13 protein-coding genes are annotated in these 15121 nt (G+C 61.9%); 7 read left to right on the top strand and 6 right to left on the bottom strand.

The annotated features are described in order from the left end of the window. Positions 1 to 58: 58 nt before the first annotated feature. The gene (tal, locus tag O1A05_RS11090) at positions 59 to 1177 is read right to left on the bottom strand and encodes a transaldolase (RefSeq protein ID WP_270105269.1); all 1119 of its coding nucleotides are present in this window, start codon (positions 1175 to 1177) and stop codon (positions 59 to 61) included. A 2-nt stretch (positions 1178 to 1179) separates the two neighbouring features. After that, entirely contained in the window at positions 1180 to 3318 is a 2139-nt protein-coding gene (gene tkt / locus O1A05_RS11085) for a transketolase (protein WP_270107571.1), read from the bottom strand. A 215-nt stretch (positions 3319 to 3533) separates the two neighbouring features. Between tkt and O1A05_RS11080 the strand changes: the two genes are divergently transcribed. Beyond that, positions 3534 to 4514, top strand: a complete 981-nt coding sequence (locus O1A05_RS11080) for a heme o synthase (protein WP_270105268.1) — start codon at positions 3534 to 3536, stop codon at positions 4512 to 4514. A 211-nt stretch (positions 4515 to 4725) separates the two neighbouring features. Here the strand turns inward: O1A05_RS11080 and O1A05_RS11075 are convergent, their stop codons facing one another. From O1A05_RS11075 to O1A05_RS11065, 3 genes are read right to left on the bottom strand one after another with little or no spacing between them, the layout of a single operon-like run. Then, positions 4726 to 5769, bottom strand: a complete 1044-nt coding sequence (locus O1A05_RS11075; RefSeq protein ID WP_270105267.1) for a COX15/CtaA family protein — start codon at positions 5767 to 5769, stop codon at positions 4726 to 4728. 40 nt (positions 5770 to 5809) lie between these two features. Next, entirely contained in the window at positions 5810 to 6589 is a 780-nt protein-coding gene (locus O1A05_RS11070; RefSeq protein WP_333481982.1) for an ABC transporter permease, read from the bottom strand. Next, positions 6586 to 7443 carry an ABC transporter ATP-binding protein gene (locus O1A05_RS11065; RefSeq protein WP_333482018.1) on the bottom strand — a complete coding sequence of 286 codons (858 nt, stop codon included), beginning with the start codon at positions 7441 to 7443 and terminating at the stop codon, positions 6586 to 6588. Before O1A05_RS11065 ends, O1A05_RS11070 begins: the two co-directional genes overlap by 4 nt. A 267-nt stretch (positions 7444 to 7710) precedes the next feature. Between O1A05_RS11065 and O1A05_RS11060 the strand changes: the two genes are divergently transcribed. The 6 genes from O1A05_RS11060 (at position 7711) to O1A05_RS11035 (ending at position 14102) form a co-directional block, all read left to right on the top strand. Continuing rightward, positions 7711 to 8457, top strand: coding sequence for a helix-turn-helix transcriptional regulator (locus tag O1A05_RS11060; RefSeq protein ID WP_270105265.1), 747 nt, complete (start codon positions 7711 to 7713; stop codon positions 8455 to 8457). A gap of 51 nt (positions 8458 to 8508) precedes the next feature. Continuing rightward, on the top strand, positions 8509 to 9969 hold the full coding sequence (gene sufB / locus O1A05_RS11055; protein WP_270105264.1) for a Fe-S cluster assembly protein SufB: 1461 nt from the start codon (positions 8509 to 8511) through the stop codon (positions 9967 to 9969). A gap of 60 nt (positions 9970 to 10029) precedes the next feature. Beyond that, a complete protein-coding gene (gene sufD / locus O1A05_RS11050; protein ID WP_270107569.1) occupies positions 10030 to 11250 on the top strand; it encodes a Fe-S cluster assembly protein SufD in 1221 nt (406 codons plus the stop codon). A 58-nt stretch (positions 11251 to 11308) separates the two neighbouring features. Beyond that, entirely contained in the window at positions 11309 to 12073 is a 765-nt protein-coding gene (gene sufC, locus O1A05_RS11045) for a Fe-S cluster assembly ATPase SufC (protein ID WP_270105263.1), read from the top strand. 13 nt (positions 12074 to 12086) lie between these two features. Next, positions 12087 to 12410 (top strand): metal-sulfur cluster assembly factor, encoded by a 324-nt coding sequence (locus tag O1A05_RS11040; RefSeq protein ID WP_270105262.1) that lies wholly within the window; start codon positions 12087 to 12089, stop codon positions 12408 to 12410. Between the two features lie 93 nt (positions 12411 to 12503). Further along, positions 12504 to 14102, top strand: a complete 1599-nt coding sequence (locus O1A05_RS11035; RefSeq protein WP_270105261.1) for an ABC-F family ATP-binding cassette domain-containing protein — start codon at positions 12504 to 12506, stop codon at positions 14100 to 14102. Between the two features lie 6 nt (positions 14103 to 14108). Here O1A05_RS11035 and O1A05_RS11030 read toward each other — a convergent pair whose 3' ends face one another. Further along, complete coding sequence (locus tag O1A05_RS11030; RefSeq protein WP_270105260.1) at positions 14109 to 15035, bottom strand: SURF1 family cytochrome oxidase biogenesis protein; 927 nt, start codon at positions 15033 to 15035, stop codon at positions 14109 to 14111. Between the last annotated feature and the right edge of the window lie 86 nt (positions 15036 to 15121).

Below are 15121 nucleotides of genomic sequence, written 5' to 3'. Positions count from 1 at the left end.
CTGTCCTTTGTCGTTCAATCGGTCGAACGGTCTGCGGTCTCGGCGGGAAGGTCAGGGTCTAGCGGGCGGCGTCGAGTGACTGGGACAGTCGTCCAAGCAGTTCGTTCCAGGCGTCAACGAACTTCTGCAGGCCCTCGGTCTCCAGCACGGTGACGACGTCCTGGTAGTCAATGCCGAGACGGCCGAGCTCATCGAGAAGCTCATCGGCGTCGTCGTAGCCGTCCTGCACGGTGTCGCCCACCACCTCGCCGTGGTCCGCCAGTGCCTCGAGGGTCTTCTCCGGCATGGTGTTCACCGTGTTGGGTGCGACCAGGCCGACGACGTATAGAGTGTCGGGCAGCTGCGGGTCTTTGGTTCCGGTCGAGGCCCACAGCGGGCGCTGGACTGGAGCTCCTGCTGCCGCCAATAGCCGCCACCGCTCGGTGTCCAGGGCGTCGGTGAAGATCCGGTAGGCCAGGCGTGCGTTGGCCAGACCGGCCCTGCTGCGCAGGGCGGCCCGACGGTCGGCGTCGAGGTCAAGTTCATCAAGGCGGCGGTCGATCTCGGTGTCCACTCGGGAGACGAAGAAGGACGCCACGGAGTGAATGGTGCTCAGGTCGTATCCGGCGTCCCGGGCGCGCTCGAGTCCGATCATCCAGGCGTTGATCACTTCACGGTATCGGTTGAGCGAAAAAATCAGGGTGACGTTGACACTGATTCCGGCGGCGATCACCCCCGAAATCGCGGGGAGGCCTTCCTTGGTTGCAGGAATCTTGATCAGCACATTCTCGCGTCCCACCGTCTCCGCCAGACGCTTGGCCTCCTCTACGGTGGCTTCGGTTTCACGAGCCAGGCGAGGATCAACCTCGATCGACACCCGGCCATCGACGCCAGCGGTCTGCTGGTAGAGCGGGGCCATGACGTCGCAGGCGGCGCGCACGTCGTCCGTCGTCAGTCGGACCACCGCTTCATCTACGGTGGCGCCCTTCTGGGCCAGCTCCGCGATATCCGCGTCATAGCTGGTGCCCTGAGATAGGGCCGCCGCGAATATCGCCGGGTTCGTGGTCACGCCCGTGATGGTGCGGGTGTCGATGAGCTCCTGCAGGTTGCCGGAAGTGATGCGGTCGCGGGAGAGGTCGTCCAACCACAGGGACACGCCCGCATCGTGCAGGGCCTGGGTCCGGGAATTCTGCGTCATGTTCAGTTCTCCTTCTGAGCATCGGTGCTGTCGACAGTGAGATCACGTACAGCCTCCACAACAGCCTCAGCGGTAATGCCGAATTCGTCGAAGAGCCGCTGGTAGTCGGCGGAAGCACCGAAGTGTTCCAGGGACACGTTGGCGCCGCGGGCACCTGTGTATTTCTGCCAGCCCTGGCTGACGCCGGCTTCGATGGAGACACGAGCGGTACCGGCGGCGCCGAGCACGGACTCACGGTAGTCGGCGTCTTGTGCGTCGAACCATTCGAGACAGGGAGCGGAGACAACGCGGGTGGCGATGCCCTGAGCCTGAAGCTGCTCTCGGGCGGAGATCGCGAGCTGAACCTCGGATCCGGTGGCGATCACCACGGCATCCGGAGTCACAGCCGCACCGCTGGCGTCCTGAGCTTCGAGCAGCACGTAAGCGCCACGAGCAGTGCCGGAAGCTTCAGCGAAGCCATCCGTGCCGCGCGGGAAGATCGGCAGATTCTGGCGCGAGAGCACCAGTCCAGCCGGGCGGTCCGTGTGTTCCAGGATCGTCTTCCAGGCCCAGGCGGTTTCGTTGGCGTCGGCAGGACGCACGACATCGAGGCCGGGGATCGCACGCAGGCTGGCCAGCTGCTCCACCGGCTGGTGAGTGGGGCCATCCTCGCCCAAGCCGATCGAGTCGTGGGTCCACACGAAGATCGAGGGGACCTGCATCAGCGCGGCCAGACGCACCGCAGGTCGCTGGTAGTCGGAGAAAATCAGGAACGTTCCGGCGTAGGCCCGGGTCAGCATACCCAAAGAGATGCCGTTCACGATGGCGGCGGCAGCATGCTCGCGAATACCGAAGTGCAGGGTACGACCGTAGGGGCTGCCCGACCAAGTGTCGGTCTGACGCGCGGCGGGGATGAATGACGGCTCGCCCGCCATGGTGGTGTTATTCGAACCGGCCAGGTCAGCGGAACCGCCCCAGAGTTCCGGCATGACGCCGGCCAGCGCGTTCAACACCTTCCCGGAGGCGGCGCGGGTGGCCAGACCCTTCGCGCCGTCGCCGAAATCAGCCTCGAAACTCGGGAACGCCTCCGCGAAACCTGCGGGCAGGTCGCGGTTCCGCAGCCGATCGAACAGCTCAGCCCTTTCCGGGTTCTCGGCTCGCCAGCGCTGCAGGGACTGCTCCCATGCGGCACGGTAGTCCGCGGAACGGGCGCCCAGCTTACGGGCTTGCTCCAGCAGCCGGGGGTCAACATCGAAGTGTTTCTCGGGGTCGAAGCCTAGCGCGTTCTTCAGACCAGCGAGTTCTTCGGCGCCCAGCTTGGAACCGTGGATGCCCCCGGTGTTCTGTTTGGTGGGGGAGGGCCAGCCAATCACCGTGCGCAATACGATGAGCGACGGGCGCGTAGTCTCCTTCTTGGCAGCAACCACAGCGTCGTAGAGCTCGCGAGTGTCTTCGACGTAGGCGCCAGAAGCGGTCCAGTCCACTTCCTGCACGTCCCAGCCGTAAGCGCGGTACCGTGCGGCTACGTCTTCCGAGAAGGCCACATTGGTGTCGTCTTCGATGGAGATCTTGTTGTCGTCGTAGATGACAATCAGGTTGCCCAGTTCCTGAGTACCGGCTAGCGAGGAGGCTTCCGAGGTCACGCCCTCCTGCAGGTCTCCATCCGAGGCAATCACAAAAACGTGGTGGTCGAAGGGCGAGGTTCCCGCCGGTGCATCAGGATCGAGCAGACCGCGGACCCGCCGCTGCTCGTAGGCGAAGCCCACCGCCGAAGCGAGACCCTGGCCCAGTGGGCCGGTGGTGATTTCCACACCCTTGGTGTGGCCGTATTCGGGGTGGCCCGGGGTCAGTGAGCCCCAGGTTCGCAGTGCCTCAATATCGTCGATTTCCAGACCGTAGCCGGCAGCAAACAACTGCAGGTACAGGGTCAACGAGGTGTGGCCGGGGGAGAGGATGAAACGGTCACGTCCTGCCCAGGCGTCGTCCTGCGGATCAATGTGCATCAGGTTCTGGAACAGCTGCCAGGCCACCGGAGCCAGGGAGATGGCGGTACCGGGGTGACCGTGCCCGGCCCGCTCGACGGCGTCGCCGGCCAGGACTCGCAACGTGTCGACGAACCGGGCTTCGTCTTCGGTGTAGGAATACTCCCGAGCCGGAACCAAGCGATTCAACTGCTGCTGAGCGGACTGTTCGGGAGTCGAAGACGTCGTCACGAAGTTCCTCCTGTGGAGATGTTTGCGAACGGGTACGGGAACAGCTTATCGCTCTAACGGCTTCAGCACCCGAGTTATTCGACGTATCGTCGAGAAAGACGGCTACACTGGATAAGGCACGCGCGTCGTGCCTACTCACCTGCCACCTGCCCCGCGAGTTGTACATGTCTTCCTCTGTTGAATCCCCGCTGAATGAGACCCCGGTTGAGGCACCGGTTGGTCATCACGTCCAGAAGATCGGATTCAAGCGAAAGTTCGCCGCCTACGTCGCCCTGACGAAGCCACGCGTGATGGAACTGCTGCTGGTGACGACGCTGCCGACGATGATTTTCGCACAGCGTGGGTTCCCGGATGTCTGGGTGATGATCGCCACCATGATCGGCGGTGCGATGTCTGCGGGCTCAGCCAGTGCTTTCAACTGCTACATCGACCGCGACATTGACAAGGTGATGAAGCGTACGGAGAACCGTCCGCTGGTGACCGGCGACGTCACCCCGCGTGAAGCACTCATTTTCTCCTGGCTCATGGGCATCGCCTCGCTGTTCATCCTCGGATTTGGCGCAAACCTGCTGGCTGCCGCTTTGGGCGCTCTGGCCATCTTCTTCTACGTAGTGATCTACTCATTGATCCTCAAGCGCCGCACCGAGCAGAACATTGTGTGGGGCGGGATCGCTGGTTGCTTCCCGGTGTTGATCGCCTGGGCCGCTGTGCGTGACACCGTGGAATGGCCGGCCATTGTGCTGTTCCTCATCATCTTCCTCTGGACGCCGCCGCACTACTGGCCGCTGTCGCTGAAGTATAAGACTGACTACCAGAATGCGTCCGTCCCGATGCTGGGTGCAGTCGCCTCGGCGCGCGTCGTTTCCAGCCAGGTCGTGCTCTACGCGTGGGCCACCATTGCGTGTTCCCTGTTGCTGGTGCCCATGGGCTGGGCTGGGATCACCTACACCGCGGTCGCAGTGGTCGCCGGTGGCTGGTTCCTCTACGAATCGCACGTGCTCCACCGCGATGCCCAGCGCCCCGGGTTTACAGAGAAGAAGGCTATGAAGGTCTTCCACCTCTCCATCACCTACTTGACGCTGCTCTTCATCGCACTAGCCATCGACCCGTTCGTCGGTGAGCCCCTCATGCGCATCGGCGCCTGAGATTCCCGCTCTCCTTTGATCGCTGGGGTTTCCCTGGTGACGGATGGGCCGTTCTGAAGCTCCTCGGATACCCGTTGAACAGCCCATTGGCACCGCTGAGGCACGGTCACGTTGCCCGCCCACTGATGGTGGCCACGCCACGATATTCCTCAACTCAAAGCAAAAGACCACCTCGTTGATACGAGGTGGTCTTTGCTGTTGCTTATGCGCCCTATCGGGTAGACCGCACGTCCCCGGTGCCGCGATTTGCTACATAAGATGATCGTTGCCGATCCCACACCAGCGTCATCGCCCAGACGACGAGTCCCGAGCCCAGCATGTGCAGCAGCACGAGTCCAATAGGAAGCCCAGTGAAGTGCTGGATATAGCCGATGACGCCCTGCAGGATGACCGCGGCGAACATCAGCCAGGCGCTGCGTCGTTGGCTCGCCGAAGAGTTCATCCGTAGCACCAGGATGAGGAACAGCACCGTTGCTGCCACCATGAGGTAAACTGGGAAAGCGTGCATCCGGGTCACGATCAGGGGGTCGAATCCGTGGCGCGGAGCATCCGCGTCTCCGCCATGTGGTCCGGTGCCAGTAACAATGGTGCCCAAGTACAGCACCACCCAGCCGATAACGAAGATGGCCCAAGCTAGGCCCCGGCTCCACGTGGTGGTCTCCCCATCAACCACAGGGAGGTTGACGCGTCCCTCGCGTTGAGCTCGGACTTCGAGCGAAACCCGGTTCAACATCAGCGTCGCGAAACTGACCATGACCGTAGAAAGCAGGAAGTGGAAGGCCACGACCCAGGGATTCAACTGCGTTAACACGGTAATACCGCCGATGATGGCCTGCCCCGGAATACCGAGCAGCAGGCCCACTGCGATCCAGAAGACCTGCGGATGACTACGGCGTCGGTTCCACAGCACCATGACCATCGCCAGCGCAATCGCTGCCAGGACAAAAGTCAGCGTGCGATTACCGAACTCGATGATGCCGTGAATACCCATTTCGGGGGTGTTGGTGAACGATTCTGGGGTGCATCGTGGCCAGGTAGGGCAACCGAGACCGGACTGAGTGAGTCGGACGGCACCACCCGTAACGATGATGCCAATCTCGGAGATTAGCGAGGCCACCGCCAACCCGAGGGTCAGTTTTGTGAACGAGTGCGGCATGAACCGATCGGCCGTCTGGTCCACGGCGTTAATCACGCGACGCCACGGGCTAGGGCGTTCCACCAGTGCGTCTTTCAGAGGACCGGGTGTGTTGCTCACGGTGCGAATCACTGCTTTCTTGAAAAAGGGTTCGTGGCGCTCAACGCCACTTGAACCAGCGTACTGTTCCCGCCACGGCCACGGCGCCCCACAACACCAAGACCAACAGCGGCGTGAGGGCAAGTTCCCCATCGATCAATGCCGTCCGCAGACCGTTGCCCAGAGCAGTCGAGGGCAACAAGTGCAGAATGAAGGTGGCCGGGCCCATAGAAATGGGGAAGATGATTCCGCCGGCGGCGCCCAATACAACCCAAAGTAGGTTCGTCAGCGCCAGGGTTGCTTCTGGACGCACGGTACCGGCAATGAAGAGTCCGATGCCTGTGAAGGCGACCGCGCCGATGAGGATAAAGATCAGTGCGAAAACCGTGCCTCGCCATTCTGGCGACCAGCCCAAGAATCCGCCTATAGATCCCAGCACGATGAGCTGCACGACCAGCACCATCATCACGGCGAGAATCTTGCCGAGCAAAAGCCCCAGGGATCCCAGCGGCGTGGTCGACAGGTACGTGAGCACCCCGTAGCGACGGTCGAACCCTGTGGCGATGCCCTGGCCCGTCAGACCGGAAGACAACACGGCAAGGGCGAAAATTCCAGGAACCGCAACATCGACGCTGGAATGTCCCTGACCGTCGTCGAGCACACCCGTCACGGACAGTGCCACGAGGGCCATGATCGGGAGGATCAGCGCGACCAGTAGTTGCTCCCCGTTCGAGAGCGTGGTCCGCGTTTCGTAAGCACCTTGAGCCATAATCCGGCGTCCGGCGCTGGCTTGGTTGGGCCCCTCCGCTGGGGTGAAATCGGTCAGGGGAGTTTCCGTCACGGTCCCACCTCCCAGAAGACATCTTCCAAGGAACGTTCGGACATGGTCAGTCGTTCAGGCATCAGGCCTCGCTCGTGCCACCATTGCGCCAGGGCCACTAGATCTCGGGTACCCTGCACGCCAGATACACGGACCCTGGGCTCAGATCCGGCCGAGACCTGAGAGTCGACTACGGTCAGGGTTAGCCCCTGAGGCACCGTGGCCTCATCGTCTGGAGTGAGTCGCCGATCGATGGTGAATTCCACGGGGTTCTTTTCGCCGTTCGACGTCAGTTCGGCGACGGAACCAGCACGTTCAACAACACCGTGCTTAAGCAAGATGACCTCATCAGCGAGACGCTGAGCATCATCAAGCAAATGGGTCGTAAGAATGAGCGCCAGTCCCGCCTGCTTGAGCTCCTCGATGATGTCGAAGACGATCTTGCGGGAGATCGGGTCCAATCCCGCACTGGGCTCATCCAGGAAAACCACTGCGGGGCGGCCGGTCAGCGCAGCGGCCAGGGCCACGCGTTGCTTTTGCCCGCCCGAAAGTCGACGGATCGTCCGGTCGGCGAAGTCATCGATCCCGAGGCGTTCACTGAGGGCCCGAATATCTGCGGGGTGGCGGTACAAAGCGGCTATGTGACGCAGGAGTCGAGCCGGAGTAGCCGACGGCGGTAATCCGCCCTCCTGAAGCATGACACCCACCCGGCTACGCAACGCGGACGGAGCCCGCCAGGGATCTTCCCCAAGAAGGCGGACCGAACCGTGGCTGGGGCGATCAAGACCTTGGGAGATATTGAGCGTGGTGGTTTTTCCGGCGCCGTTGGGACCCAGCAACGCGGTGACACAGCCAGCGCGAGCTGTCAAGCTCACTCCGCGCAGAATTTCCACCCGGCCCGTGCGCGAATGAACCGACTTGTGTACATCGTCGAGATGCAGCAAAGCGGTACCAGGCGCCGGTAGGCGCAGATCAGCGGAGGTGGGTTGTCCGAGCACCCCCTTATGCTACCTACTCGCCGGCCAGCGATAGCGACAGTGAAGCCGTGACGTCGCCCATGTAGTTCGTCAACCGCATGGAAACAAGCCAGTATAGGTGGTCCTTACTTGGAACTGCTCGATTAATTAGAGAAGATAGGAGGCATGTATTCCCCTCATGTGCAGCCTGCGGTATCCGGGGCGTCGTCGGGATCTCGGGAGAGCACGCGCGACAACGTACTCAACTCGGTCTTGACGCACGGTCCCGTCAGTGCTGCCACGATTGGGGACCAGCTCCAGCTCACCGCGGCTGCGGTTCGGCGTCATCTGGACTCACTTGAGAAAGATGGCCTCGTCGAAGTTAAATCCGTGGCCGGGAGCAGGGGAGCCGGGCGACCGTCGCGTCGATATGTCGTCACTCAGCAGGGCCAGTCCCACCTGGGCGACGACTACCTAGACCTTGCTTCCGAAGCTGTGCGCCTCCTCCAGGAAATTTCTGGCGACGAGGCTATTCGCTCGTTGGCGCGCAAGCACTTCGCCTCGCTGGAGCAGCGGTTTAGCGAGCTCGTCCCCGAGGACGCAGATCTCACGGATCGCATTCGTGCCCTCACTCGCACTCTCGATGAAGCCGGATTCGCCGCTTCCACGCGTCGTGCCGGTCGTGGCGGCAAGGTGACCACCCTCCGGGCGGCACAGATTTGCCAAGGTCACTGCCCGATTCAAGAGATGGCCGGCGAGTTCCCCGAGTTCTGCGAGGAAGAAACCGAGCTCTTCGCACGTTTACTAGAGGTGGATGTGCGCAGGCTGTCCACCCTCCCCACAGGTGGCCACGTGTGCACGACACACGTCCCGCTGGGTCGCCGTGCCCATGCCAGCCTGATAGCACACACGGCTCAGCGCGCTGAAAAATAGCGCGCCCATCAGTTTCCCGACCACCTACGTTCGTTATCAAAGAGGTTGATTATGACTGATCAAGTCGCTCGCGAAACCGCCGATCCCGGCGTGATTCACGAGATTCTCGAGAAGAACCCCGAACTCAATGCCATCGGCGCCTATGAATACGGCTGGGCCGACAGCGACGCTGCTGGTGAGAACGCACGTCGTGGTCTCAACGACGAAGTCGTGCGTGACATCTCGGGTAAGAAAGACGAACCCGAGTGGATGCTGAAGACCCGCATGAAGGGCCTGAAGTACTTCGATCGCAAGCCCATGCCGACCTGGGGTGCTGACCTGTCGGGCATTGACTTCGACAACATCAAGTACTTCGTGCGCTCCACCGAGGGCCAGGCTCGCACCTGGGAAGACCTTCCTGAAGACATCCGTAACACCTATGAGCGTCTGGGCATCCCTGAGGCCGAGCGCGAGCGTCTCGTGGCCGGCGTGGCCGCCCAGTACGAGTCCGAGGTCGTTTACCACCAGATCCGTGAGGATCTGGAGCAGCAGGGAGTCATCTTCCTGGACACCGATACCGGCCTGAAGGAACACCCGGAGATCTTCCAGGAGTTCTTCGGCTCGGTGATCCCGGTGGGCGACAACAAGTTCGCCGCATTGAACACCGCCGTCTGGTCCGGTGGTTCCTTCGTTTACGTCCCGAAGGGCGTTCACGTTGAGATCCCACTGCAGGCTTACTTCCGTATCAACACGGAGAACATGGGCCAGTTCGAGCGCACTCTGATCATCGCGGATGAAGATTCCTACGTGCACTACATCGAGGGTTGCACCGCACCGATCTACCAGTCGGACTCCCTGCACTCCGCCGTCGTGGAAATCATCGTCAAGAAGAATGCTCGTGTGCGCTACACGACCATTCAGAACTGGTCAACCAACGTCTACAACCTGGTGACCAAGCGTGCCGTCGTTGAAGAGGGTGGCACCATGGAATGGATCGATGGCAACATCGGCTCCAAGGTCACCATGAAGTACCCTGCGGTCTACCTCACCGGTGAACACGCCAAGGGTGAGACGCTGTCCATTGCCTTCGCCGGCCAGGACCAGCACCAGGACACCGGATCCAAGATGGTCCACCTGGCACCGAACACTTCAAGCTCCATCGTGGCAAAATCCGTGGCCCGTGGGGGCGGCCGTTCCGCGTACCGCGGTCTGGTTCAGGTTGTCGAAGGCGCGAAGAACTCCGCCAACTCGGTGGTGTGTGACGCCCTCTTGGTGGACACCATTTCCCGCTCCGACACCTACCCCTACATCGACATCCGCGAGGACGATGTGACGCTGGGCCATGAAGCGACAGTGTCCCGGGTTTCCGAGGAGCAACTCTTCTACCTAATGTCCCGTGGGCTGGCTGAGGATGAGGCCATGGCCATGATCGTGCGCGGCTTCATCGAGCCCATTGCGCGCGAATTGCCTATGGAATACGCCCTCGAGCTGAACAAGCTGATCGAACTGCAAATGGAAGGATCGGTGGGCTAAACAGTGTCCCAGACGACCAACGACCTTGAGACCGGTGGCGCTGCGCCCTTGATCCCCGGGATGGGCGAAGAAGGCGAGCAGCTTTCCGCAGAAATCGCCGCCGCAACCCAGTCCGAGCACGCAGACCACTCCGTGAAAGAGAAGAAGCAGAAGTTCGGCACCTCGCGAGCTGATCGCCCGACCAGTTTCCACCTGGCCGACTTCCCGGTTCTGACCGGTCGCGAAGAAGACTGGCGCTTTACACCGCTAGAGCGCCTAGGCGGACTTGACCTGCCCGAGGGCGACGAGCAGCGCCTGCAGGGTGCCGCTCCGACCGTTGAGGTGTCCTCGTTGGAAGGGCTCACCGTCGAGACGGTGAGCCGCGATGATGCACGCCTGGGCCAGGCCATGACGCCGGAAGACCGTACCTCGGCCGCAGCCTGGGCATCGTTCTCGGAAGCTACCGTGATCACGCTGGGCGACGGCGTCGAAGCCGAGGAGCCGATCCGGATTCAGATCACCGGGACGGATGCCACTCCAGCTGCACAGCACATCCTGATCATCGCCGGGGACAACGCCAAGGCCGATTTCCTGATCACCCATCGTGGCAACGCGGTGCTGGCTCAGAACATCGAGTACGACGTGCGGGAAGGTGCCAGCATCAACGTCACCTCCGTGCACGCCTGGGATGCTGGAGCGGTCCAGACTTCCTCGCAGCAGGCTTCGCTGGCGAAGGACTCCGCCTACAAGCACATCGCCATCAGCTATGGCGGTTCCCTGGTGCGTCTGACCCCGACAGCTCGCTTCACGCAGCCCGGAGGCGAGGCCGAGATGTATGGTCTCTACTTCGCCGACGCCGGTCAGCACCTGGAGCAGCGACTGTTCGTGGATCATGCAGTCCCGAACTGCACCTCAAACGTGCTGTACAAGGGTGCCCTGCAGGGTCGTGACGCTCACACCGTGTGGGTGGGCGATGTGCTCATCCGAAAGGCGGCTGAAGGCACCGACTCCTACGAGAAGAACCAGAACCTCGTGCTCACCGATGGGGCTCGCGCCGATTCGATCCCGAACCTGGAGATCGAGACTGGTGTCATCGACGGCGCAGGCCACGCTTCCTCCACGGGTCGCTTCGATGAAGAGCAGCTCTTCTACCTCATGGCTCGCGGCATCACCGAGAAGGAAGCCCGCAAACTCATCGTGCGCGGCTTCCTGAACGAGATCATTCAGCGCATCGGCATCGACGACGTCGAAGCCGAACTCACCCAGGTCATGGAATCCGAACTCAAGATGTTCGACCGCTGACCGTCCTCGACACCCCCACACTTCCCGCGCTGGCTGCGCGGATCGACAAGGAGAACACATGTCAACCCTGGAGATCAAAGATCTGCACGTCTCGATCGAGACGGAAAATGGCGCCAAGGAGATCCTGAAGGGCGTGTCCCTCACCGTCAACTCCGGTGAGACCCACGCCATCATGGGCCCCAACGGCTCCGGTAAGTCCACCCTGGCCGCCTCCATCGCAGGCCACCCCCGCTATGAGGTCACCAGTGGATCCATCACCCTCGACGGCGAAGATGTCCTGGAGATGGGCCCCGATGAGCGCGCTCAGGCAGGCCTGTTCTTGGCCATGCAGTACCCGGTGGAGATCCCCGGCGTCACCATGACCAATTTCCTGCGCACCGCCAAGACCGCCATCGACGGTGAAGCACCGTCGCTGCGCCACTGGACCAAGGACGTCAAGACCGCCATGGAACAGCTGCGCATCGACCCCGCCTTCGCTGCCCGTAACGTCAACGAAGGCTTTTCCGGCGGTGAGAAGAAGCGCGTCGAGATTCTCCAGCTCGAGCTGTTCAAGCCGAAGATCGCCATCCTCGACGAGACCGACTCCGGCCTCGACGTCGATGCTCTGCGCGTCGTCTCCGAGGGCGTCAACCGCGCTCAGGACACCAACGGCATGGGCACGCTCCTCATCACCCACTACACCCGCATTCTCCGCTACATCAAGCCGGACTTCGTGCACGTGTTCGTGGATGGCCACGTGGCCGATTCCGGTGGCCCCGAGCTGGCAGATAAGCTGGAAGAGGAAGGCTACGTAGCTTACGAGAAGGCCGCAGCCAGCGCCTGATCTGGAGGACATCATGACTACAGCAGCACAAACTCCGATTGAGGATCTCGAAGAGGCCCTCAAGGACGTGATCGATCCGGAGCTCGGCGTCAACGTGGTTGACCTCGGCCTGCTCTACGGGCTGCACTACGCCGACGACGGCGCACTGCTGGTCGACATGACTCTCACCACCGCCGCCTGCCCGCTGACCGACGAGATCGAAGATCAGGTCTCCCGGGCCATCAGCACCATGGTGGACGAATGGCGCCTGAACTGGGTTTGGATGCCGCCGTGGGGTCCCGAACGCATCACGGAAGATGGTCGTGAGCAGATGCGGGCCCTCGGCTTCAACATCTGATCCGCACTAAGTCCGCACCACTCGGCAGGGCCGGTCCGCTCTCGGACCGGCCCTGCCGATGCCTTGAACACCACCAACGCTGAAGGAGTCACCGTGATCACGGTCTCAAACCTCGAACTTCGCGCCGGCGCGCGCGTCCTGATGGACGAGGTCAACTTCCGCGTCGACAAAGGCGACAAAATCGGTCTTGTTGGACGCAACGGGGCCGGCAAGACCACACTGACCAAGGTGCTCGCCGGATTCGCGCTCCCGGCTGCAGGTGATGTCAGTCGTAGCGGATCCATCGGCTACCTACCTCAGGACCCGGTGGTCGAGGACATGGAGCAAACCGCTCGCTCCCGCATTCTCTCCGCCCGCGAGCTCGACCAGGTGACTGAGAAGATGCGTCGCGCCGAACAAGACATGGCTCAGGGAACCGATGCCCAGCGGTCCAAGGCCATGGACCGCTACGCGAAACTCGAAGCCCGATTCACCGCCGCCGGTGGCTACGCCGCCGAATCCGAGGCAGCGACCATCTGTGCCAACCTCGCCCTACCAGATCGCGTCCTCAGCCAGCCGCTCCACACCCTCTCCGGCGGTCAGCGACGCCGGGTGGAACTGGCTCGGATCCTCTTCGGCAATGCCGACACGATGCTCCTGGACGAGCCGACCAACCACCTCGATCACGACTCAATCGTGTGGCTCCGCGACTTCCTTAAGTCCTACTCGGGTGGTCTGCTCGTGATCAGCCACGACGTGGCTCTGATGGAAATGACCGTCAACAAGGTGCTCTATTTGGATGCGATGCGCCAGACCATCGACGTCTACAACATGAACTGGAAGAACTACCAGTCCCAGCGTGAGCAAGATCAGGCGCGCAGGAAGCGTGAATTCGCCAATGCCCAAAAGAAGGCGTCCGCTCTTGTCGATCAGGCCAACAAGATGCGCGCCAAGGCCACGAAAGCGGTGGCTGCGCAGAACATGCTCAAGCGCGCCGAACGGCTGATGCGCGGCGTGGAAGGCGAACGTGCCCAGGATAAGGTCGCGGCCATTCGCTTCCCCGAACCCTCGCCCTGCGGCAAAACCCCCTTGAGGGCCTCGCACCTGTCGAAATCCTATGGTTCCCTCGAAATTTTCGCGGGCTTGGACCTAGCAATCGACCGTGGTTCACGCGTCGTGATTCTTGGCTTCAACGGTGCCGGTAAGACCACGCTGCTGCGCATGCTCGCCGGCATCGAGGACTCCGACACCGGTCAGATCGAGCCCGGCCACGGCCTGAAACTCGGTTACTACGCTCAGGAACACGAGACCCTCGACGGAGACCGCTCCGTGCTGGAAAACATGCGAACGGCTGCGCCGCAACTGGGGGACACCGAAGTACGTAACGTGCTGGGCTCGTTCTTGTTCTCCGGTGATGATGTCGATAAGCCCGCCCGGGTGCTCTCCGGCGGTGAAAAGACCCGACTCGCGCTGGCGACCCTGGTGGCGTCTTCCGCAAACGTCTTGCTCTTGGACGAACCCACGAACAACCTGGATCCCGCCAGCCGCGAGGAGATCCTCAACGCGCTGCGCACCTACGAGGGTGCAGTGGTGCTGGTGACTCACGATGAGGGTGCTGTTGAAGCGCTGGATCCGGAACGCGTAGTGGTACTACCCGACGGCGTTGAAGACTTGTGGAGTACTGAATACCAGGAACTGATCACGCTCGCCTGAGCGTGATCAGTCGCCGAGCATCGAATCTTCGATTTCTTCATCCGTAGGCTGATTACCACGACGTCGGGTGGCCTTCTTGCGCTCCATCCGGTGGGCCGAAATGAACCCCTGCTCCTCGGTGAATCCGTAGAGTTCGTCCTCGCGGTTCTGGATCGCCTTCTGACGGGCCATGTAGCCCCAGACCACGAAACTCATCAGCCCGAACGTGAACCACTGCATCGAGTACGACAGGTGCGGACCTTCGTCCTCGGTCGGCTGGGGCATCTGGGTCGGTGTTTCCTCGGCTTCGGGGGACTCGGCCGCCATCAGCCCATAAGCCGACTCCGCGATCGGGTAGTCGAGCTGATCGGCAATCGCCGGCAGATCGATCGACGCAACCTGTCCTTCGGGGGCGCTACGATCCTCGAGAGTTGGCTCGCCGGCCAGCGCGCGCACAATGATGGTGATGGTGCCCTCGGCCGGTTCCGGCACGTCGTCCGGACGACCGGGGGAGTTGCCGATGGGCAACCAGCCGCGGTCCACGATCAGAGTATCTCCCTCAACTGTGCGGAACGGAACGAGCACTTCGTATCCGGGACGACCTGAGTGCGGGCGATTGCGGACAATAAGGCTGTCTTCCACCAGGTATTCGCCTCGCACCATCACCGGCGTCCATTTCCGCTCCGCCCGGAAGTCGGTGAAAATGTCGGCGTTCTCGGAATAGGGGACCGGTACGGCATCATAGTTGCGCACGACCTTGTTGATCTCTTCGAGCGCCTGCATACGACGATCCATCTGCCACTGCCCAAGCATGGCGCAGGCAATGGAAAACACGACGCAGAAGATGAGGCCACCGATCCACGCACCGGAGATCAGAAAGCGAAAGTCCAGCTTGGGTTTGCGCGTCGTCTCGGCGGTAGCGTTCGGGCTGGAGGTGCCAGAATTCAGTGTCATCACGTCGTCTCGGTCAAGGGTTCACACGATTTGAAGAGTCCCCGGGAAGCCAGGTACTCGCACAGCCACTCCCGGTGTTCGTGACA

Origin of the sequence: Citricoccus sp. NR2, assembly GCF_027594385.1 — a bacterium.
GTDB lineage: Bacteria > Actinomycetota > Actinomycetes > Actinomycetales > Micrococcaceae > CmP2.
Note: the sequence above shows the minus strand (reverse complement) of the source record. Positions and strands in the feature narration are given on the sequence as shown.

Bases quoted from the DNA above. Each gene is read 5' to 3' on its own strand.
- O1A05_RS11060 (WP_270105265.1), top strand. From the start codon at position 7,711: ATGTATTCCCCTCATGTGCAGCCTGCGGTATCCGGGGCGTCGTCGGGA.
- O1A05_RS11080 (WP_270105268.1), top strand. From the start codon at position 3,534: ATGTCTTCCTCTGTTGAATCCCCGCTGAATGAGACCCCGGTTGAGGCA.
- sufB (WP_270105264.1), top strand. From the start codon at position 8,509: ATGACTGATCAAGTCGCTCGCGAAACCGCCGATCCCGGCGTGATTCAC.
- sufC (WP_270105263.1), top strand. From the start codon at position 11,309: ATGTCAACCCTGGAGATCAAAGATCTGCACGTCTCGATCGAGACGGAA.
- O1A05_RS11030 (WP_270105260.1), bottom strand. From the start codon at position 15,035: ATGACACTGAATTCTGGCACCTCCAGCCCGAACGCTACCGCCGAGACG.
- O1A05_RS11040 (WP_270105262.1), top strand. From the start codon at position 12,087: ATGACTACAGCAGCACAAACTCCGATTGAGGATCTCGAAGAGGCCCTC.
- sufD (WP_270107569.1), top strand. From the start codon at position 10,030: ATGGGCGAAGAAGGCGAGCAGCTTTCCGCAGAAATCGCCGCCGCAACC.
- tal (WP_270105269.1), bottom strand. From the start codon at position 1,177: ATGACGCAGAATTCCCGGACCCAGGCCCTGCACGATGCGGGCGTGTCC.